This is a genomic window from Variovorax brevis (genome assembly GCF_030317105.1).
Lineage (GTDB): Bacteria > Pseudomonadota > Gammaproteobacteria > Burkholderiales > Burkholderiaceae_C > Variovorax > Variovorax brevis.
Map to the genome: position 1 here is coordinate 21641 of NZ_JASZYG010000037.1, position 6152 is coordinate 27792.

The 6152-nt window shown below is 60.6% G+C and carries 6 protein-coding genes and 1 pseudogene; 5 read left to right on the forward strand and 2 right to left on the reverse strand.

Features of this window, described 5'->3' with window-relative positions; all coding sequences use genetic code 11:
• Window position 1: 1 nt before the first annotated feature.
• The 3 genes from QTI66_RS37715 to QTI66_RS37725 all read left to right on the forward strand — a co-directional run bounded on the left by QTI66_RS37715 (window position 2) and on the right by QTI66_RS37725 (window position 2562).
• The gene (locus tag QTI66_RS37715; protein ID WP_286565496.1) at window positions 2-778 is read left to right on the forward strand and encodes a maleate cis-trans isomerase family protein; all 777 of its coding nucleotides are present in this window, start codon (window positions 2-4) and stop codon (window positions 776-778) included.
• A 60-nt stretch (window positions 779-838) separates the two neighbouring features.
• Window positions 839-1264, forward strand: coding sequence for a DoxX family protein (locus QTI66_RS37720; protein ID WP_286565497.1), 426 nt, complete (start codon window positions 839-841; stop codon window positions 1262-1264).
• A 200-nt stretch (window positions 1265-1464) separates the two neighbouring features.
• Entirely contained in the window at window positions 1465-2562 is a 1098-nt protein-coding gene (locus QTI66_RS37725) for an integrase core domain-containing protein (protein WP_286565498.1), read from the forward strand.
• Window positions 2563-2628: 66 nt separating this feature from the next.
• Here the strand turns inward: QTI66_RS37725 and QTI66_RS37730 are convergent, their stop codons facing one another.
• On the reverse strand, window positions 2629-4008 hold the full coding sequence (locus tag QTI66_RS37730; protein WP_286565499.1) for a response regulator: 1380 nt from the start codon (window positions 4006-4008) through the stop codon (window positions 2629-2631).
• Window positions 4009-4488: 480 nt separating this feature from the next.
• On the opposite strand from QTI66_RS37730, the gene QTI66_RS37735 reads away from it, so the two are divergent.
• Entirely contained in the window at window positions 4489-5040 is a 552-nt protein-coding gene (locus QTI66_RS37735) for a hypothetical protein (protein ID WP_286565500.1), read from the forward strand.
• 93 nt (window positions 5041-5133) lie between these two features.
• On the opposite strand, the pseudogene QTI66_RS37740 reads toward QTI66_RS37735, so the two are convergent.
• Window positions 5134-5546: pseudogene (locus tag QTI66_RS37740) on the reverse strand (DDE-type integrase/transposase/recombinase); the annotation flags it as partial.
• Window positions 5547-5910: 364 nt separating this feature from the next.
• Between QTI66_RS37740 and QTI66_RS37745 the strand changes: the two are divergent.
• Window positions 5911-6152 (forward strand): hypothetical protein (locus QTI66_RS37745; RefSeq protein WP_286565501.1); only part of this gene is annotated, 242 nt, incomplete at its 3' end.

A 6152-nucleotide genomic window follows, 5' to 3' on the forward strand; every position in this document is an offset into this window, starting at 1 on the left:
CATGAACCACCGCGCCTTCCGGATCGGGCAGATCGTGCCCAGTTCCAACATCACGATGGAAACCGAGATCCCGGCCATGTTCCGTGCCCGCGAGGGAGTTCGTCCCGAGCGCTTCACGTTCCACTCGAGTCGTATGCGCATGCACAAGGTGACGAAGGAAGAGCTCGAAGCGATGAACAAGGAGAGTTTGCGTTGCGCCGCAGAACTGTCCGATGCTCGCGTGGACGTCATGAGTACCGCTTGTCTTGTCGCGATCATGGCCACAGGTCTGGGTTACCACCGCCAGGCCGAACGCGAATTGGCGGAGATCGCCCGGGCCAACGCCTGCATGGCCCAGGTGATGACATCTGCCGGAGCCCTGATTCATGGGCTGCACACCATGGGTGCCAAGCGCATCTCCTTGATGGCGCCTTACATGCGGCCTTTGACGGATCTCGTCGTCAAGTACATCGAGAGTGAAGGCATCGCGGTGGTCGACTCGATCTGCTTCGAGATACCCGACAACCTGGAGGTCGGACAGCGCGATCCGCTGAAGCTTCTCGAAGACGTCAAACGACTGAACACCGAAGGCGCGGATGTGGTTGTCGCGTCCGCTTGCGTACAGATGCCGTCGCTGCCGGCGATTCAGCGGATCGAGGACCAGATCGGTATTCCTACTGTTTCCACTGCCGTCTGCACGGTTCATCAGATGCTGGAGCACCTTCAACTCGAGCCTTTTGTACCCAACGCGGGTGCGATGCTTTCCGGAAGGCTCGAGTCCCGGAAAATAGCTGCCTGAGGTTGCTGACCCGCGCCACGACGAGACGGAATTCGACTGAAACCTACCAGAGGCATCGACGTGCAACGAACAACCACCATTCACCCCAAAGCTCGCGACAGGAGCGATGTGGCCGCCCGAGGGATGCCCATTTCGCGTGCTCTCATCGCTTCACTTTTTCTAGTGGCAGGGGTGAGAAAGATTCTCGCTTGGGGCCCGACCATCGCCTACTTCAACAAGCTCGGGATTGTCATGCCGGAATTGATCCTACCCTTGGTTGTTGCCCTGGAGGTGTTGGGCGGCATCCTGCTGATTGTCGGGTGGCGTGTGCCCCTGGTGGCTACCTCGTTGGCCGTGTTCACCGTCGGTACAGGAATGGCCGCTCACACATTCTGGAATGTGGCTTCAGTTGATTTCTCAAGCCAGCTCAACAACTTTCTCAAGAACATAGCCATTGCGGGTGGACTCATTCACATCGCCATGGCTACCGCTCTCCTGAAACGCTAACAGGTCGAGGCCGAACGGCCGCAGCTGCCGATCCGTGGTCGTCGCCTTATCTCGGCATCGGCAACTTCTTGAGTCATGTCGTCTGGGTCCAGGCCTCCGCCAGAGATCTCGCTGGTGAGCCCTGTGGTCCGCAAAAATTCTGTCCGTCGTCGCAGCGGTAGATGGTTGGCTCGGACCGAACACCGTGGCACGATGAGGCCATGGTGATGCTCGTGCAGATCGTGCTCCGCTTGATTGAAGACGCCTTGCAATGGCTGGTGCTGCTGGCGCGCTCGGATGAGTCTGTCCGGGCCGAGAATCTTGTGCTGCGTCGCCAACTGGCCATGTTCGTCGAGCGGGGCGTCCAGCCTCGTCGCGTAGATGCCGCGACCCGAGTCAGTCTGGCCGTGCTGACGCGTCTGTTCCACTGGCGCAACGCGGTGGTGGTCGTGAAACCGGCCACGATCGTGCGCTGGCATCGCGCTGGATGGAGGCTCTTGTGGCGCATGAAGTCGCGGCCGGGTCGGCCGCCGATCCCTCGCGAACTACGCCTGCTGATTCGGCGGATGGGAAAGGAGAACCCACTGTGGGGCGAAGAGCGCATTGCCAACGAATTGCTGCTCAAGCTGGGCGTGCGGGTCTCGCCGCGGACCGTCCGCAAGTACCTGCCGAAGCGACCTCCAGGTCAGCCTCGCGGTGATCAACGCTGGTCAACATTCTTGGAGAACCACGCGAAGGCGATTCTGGCGTGCGACTTCTTCGTGACCGTCACCGCGACGTTTCGACTGCTCTATGTGTTCGTCGTCATCGAGCACGGCAGCCGCCGACTGATGCACGTGAACGTCACCGCGCATCCGAGCGCGGCCTGGACGCTGCAGCAGATGAGACAGGTAGTCGCGGACACTGACGAGCACCGGTATCTGATCCATGATCGGGACAGCATCTTTGCGAAGCACCTGGACGATTCGATCCGGGCGTTGGGCCTCGCAGTCTTGCGCTCCCCGTTCGCAAGTCCGAAGGCGAACTCCATCTGTGAGCGGGTCATCGGAACGATTCGCCGCGAGTGCCTGGACTGGGTGATCCCGCTATCGGAGCCGCACTTGAGATCGATCCTTCACGAGTGGGTCTCGCACTACAACGGTGGACGCCCTCACAGCGCGTTGGGCCCGGGCGTGCCGGGCCCTCCTCGTGGCTCGGTGCGGCGACCGAAAGCCGAAGCTCGGCATCGATGGGTGCCGGGCGCGCGCCTGCGCGCAAAGCCCGTGTTGGGTGGATTGCACCACGAGTACTCGGTGGTGCCGACCACAGCGTCCCTGTAGCAGAGTTCGGCTGGCCGCCGAGCCGTTCACATTTCCTAATCAACGGTTCAAGGTCAGTATCCCGCGTCAGCAGACGAGATTTTGCGGAGCACAGCGGTAGACATCGGTCTGGCGCGCCGTCAGACCCGAGAACCGCGGGTCCGATTCCAATTCGACGCCTAGCCCCAGCGCGCCGGCGGCGCCGGCTGCCGGCTGCGCTTCGGCTGGGAGAAAGATGCGACCCGCGATCACCTGGTCGAGCGCCGAGATCATCATCTCAGAGCTGTAGGTCTTCGGAATAAAGCCTGCGGCGCCCAGTTCGACCGTGCTTTGGATCAACGCAGCACTGGTTTCCCCGGAGAGCACCACGATTCGCGCCGCGCACCCAGCATCACGCAATCGCCGCATCGATTCCTCGCCATCGCACTCGGCGAGGTGCCAATCCAGCAACACGAGATCAAACCTATGCAGGCCGCTAAGCTGGACCGCAGTCGACAGTTCGCTGCATGTGTCCAAGTGCAACTCAGGCGCCAGCACGCCGAGCAGGTTCTTGAGCCCCTGCAAAAACATCGTGTGGTCGTCCACCATCAAGATGCGCATGGCTACCTCACAGGGTTGATTCCACTCTAGCCCTTTCTCAGGCCCAAGGAAATCCTCCTTCTGGTGGAGCCGGCAGCAAGGCGCTTCCGGTGGGCTGCCGACACGCAGGAGCCGGAATGCATGCACCGGTTGAACGATGTTTTTCACAACGTGCTCGCCGAGGTCCTCGAAAGCGGCACCCACAGCAGACGCAAGGGTGCCTTGCACGGCGTGCGAGACCATCACGCCTCCTGGCTCGGCGAGCGCCTGCAGACGCGCAGCGATGTTGACGCCGTCACCGTACACCGTTCCGTCTGGCTTTTCGAGCACGTCGCCCAGGTGGATGCCGATGCGAAACAGAAGCCGATTCTGGTCGACCTGGCCTTCGAACTGGGGCTCGAGAAGAGCTTGGATCGCCAAGGCAGCGCTTACCGCGCCAAGCGCCGTGTCGAATACGGCGAGCACCGAATCACCCGCTGCGTCCGCAACTCGACCGTTGCGTGAATCAACATGAGTGTGGAAGATGCGTCGCGCCGCATCCAAAGCACTCAACGTGGCCACGTCGTCCACAGCCATCATACGCGAATATCCAACCGCGTCCGCGGCGAGAATCGCCACCAACCGATGCCGGACGTCGCTTCCGGGGGCTAACGGCTTGCGCGCCGGCGTCTTCGCCAATGCGCAAGAGTGGGCGTGAGTTGGAGTCAGCGCGGATTTCACGCCTGGAAAACCGAAGAGTGCTTCGTTTGAACGCTCAGATTCCGCCGCCCACGAACGGCGCGCCCATGGTTGATTGGCGATCGCATCGATTGAGACCCGACCGAATGTATGCGGCGACATCGTCTCTCGCGCGCCATTCGCCATCCGGTTTCCAAGTATTGCATCCATGCTTTTCACTCCATGATCCGATCGAGGTGTTTGCAGGTTTCACATGAGACTAAGTGTCTTAGGACGAACGCGCCTCCAACGAACGTCCCAACAGATATCCGCCGGAAGTAGGAGATGCCGTTGTTGTGACCATGGTCCACTCACTGCAAATCAACATCACGGGGTCGTAGACCATTACCGTAAGACAGGCCTCAATGAAAAAGCCAACCGAGTCCCGTTTCATCCCTCGACGTGTCTCTGACTTCCGGAGGAGTGGCGGCAAGACTTCCTTCTGACGCCCTCGCCCCGCGCCGCTCCTATCGTTGCCATACCGCAGCAACGGTTGCTTCGGAACTTTAAGGAGTTCGCCATGGAATCGAATTGGACAGAAATTGGACCAATCAACGTAGGCGCCCGCCACACGGGATTCTCGATGAAGGCGATTGACACCGACGTAGCGAAGGTCGATCCTGAACATGCGGCAAGATGAGGAGAGTGTCCATGAACCTCTCCAAATCAATTAAGGAAGCCTTCTACCGTCCAACCAAATGGACGATTCAATCGGTGGGTACCGCAAGTGCTTCGGTCAAGTTCGCGGCAGGTGCTGTGGGACATCTTGACCTGAAGTGGGGCAGCGAGGAAAAGATATATTCCTACACCTACGAAGCGGTGGGAGTCAGCATAGGGACCTCCTTGGGCATCGGCGGCAGTGTCGGCTACTCGCCGGAGGAAGCCCCCGGCACCGGGACCGCCTTGTATTTCCTCCCGGCTACTTTGAACAAGTACCTTTTCGAAGCCGAGCTTCCGGGGCCCGTTGCGCTGGTCGCCGGAGACGCATTCATACGCGGTGCCGTCGCGGTATTCGTCGGATCGAGCCGAACGCTGCAGTGGTTGATTCCGACGATTGGAACGGGTTTGAGCGCCCTGGGCCCGCCCGGCATCGCCACCATGCTGCTCGGGTTCAAGGCGGTGGGTTTTTACCAGGGGCCTGAAGGAGTGGGGGGTGCGGGTGTTTCGGTCCTCCTCGGCGATATGCGAAGGCGTTGGGCCTAAGAGCGTATCCGCAAATGAACAATCTCGGTTTAAGGCAAGACTGATCAGGTCTTCTGACCTTGCCCCTGTTGGCCGCACTCCATAGGCTGCCGTTTATGCGGACTTCCTGTCTTGCTGCTGGGCCGCGATCCAGCGTTGCTCAAACGTCATGGGACTGGCATAGCCAGCGTCGAGTGCAATCTTTTGTGATTGTAAAAAGTCAGCCAATCGACCACTTCGTCCGTCGCCTGGCGCCGCGTTGCATAGCGCCAGCCGTATAGCCTGCCGACCTTCAGGCGCGACCACAGACTTTCGGTGGGTGCATTGTCCCAGCAATCGCCCTTGCGGCTCATGGAGGACTTCATCCCGTAGTCCTTGAGCACCTTCTGGAACTCATGGCTGCAGTACAGGCTGCCCCGATCCGAATGAACGATCAGTCCCGGCGCGGGACGGCGCCGAAACCAGGCCATGCGCAACGCATCTGTCACAACGCTCGCTTGCATGTGCTCTCTAAGGCTCCAGCCCACGCGTGGATGTCGGGAGAGATGAACTGCCGCCGGTGCGGCACGGCGCTCAGCCACAAGGACAGTCGCAGCATTGTGTTGCGGACCGTGTATGGAAACGTGGCCGTCAGGAGCCCGAGATTGTGGTCGTGTCCCTGCCGTGCTGCGCCGGGGACAGCACGCAGTTCCATGAGAGTCCGCTTTGCAAGGCGCTGCCCAAGCGGGTGACACCGGAACTGGAATACCTTCAGGTGGAATGGGCCGCCCATCTGCCCTACCGGCAGGCCACGGCGCTGCTCAAGGAGGTCCTTCCGCTCGACAAGCAGATCTCGTTCAGCGGCACACGGCAAACGATTCATGCAGTCGCAAGGCAACTCGCGATGCCGAGGTGGACCGCGATATTGGCAACCAGCCGAAGGCCGCCGCTATCGCCGACACCATCGGCCCACGGCGCGAATCCACCAACGTCGCGTGCGTCAGCGTCGATTCGGCATGGTTGAACCACCACAGCACCCCCAAGGGTTCTGTCGCGGTAACGACGCACGGTAAGCTGCGGCGAGATGAAAAACAAAGCCCCTGCGATGATCGACGCTCTGCACAAGGTGATCATGCGGATGCATTACCCGCTGG

Excerpts from the sequence above, each read along its gene's own strand:
- QTI66_RS37715 (WP_286565496.1), top strand. The coding sequence starts at position 2 with ATGAACCACCGCGCCTTCCGGATCGGGCAGATCGTGCCCAGTTCCAAC.
- QTI66_RS37730 (WP_286565499.1), bottom strand. The coding sequence starts at position 4,008 with ATGGATGCAATACTTGGAAACCGGATGGCGAATGGCGCGCGAGAGACG.
- QTI66_RS37735 (WP_286565500.1), top strand. The coding sequence starts at position 4,489 with ATGAACCTCTCCAAATCAATTAAGGAAGCCTTCTACCGTCCAACCAAA.
- QTI66_RS37725 (WP_286565498.1), top strand. The coding sequence starts at position 1,465 with ATGGTGATGCTCGTGCAGATCGTGCTCCGCTTGATTGAAGACGCCTTG.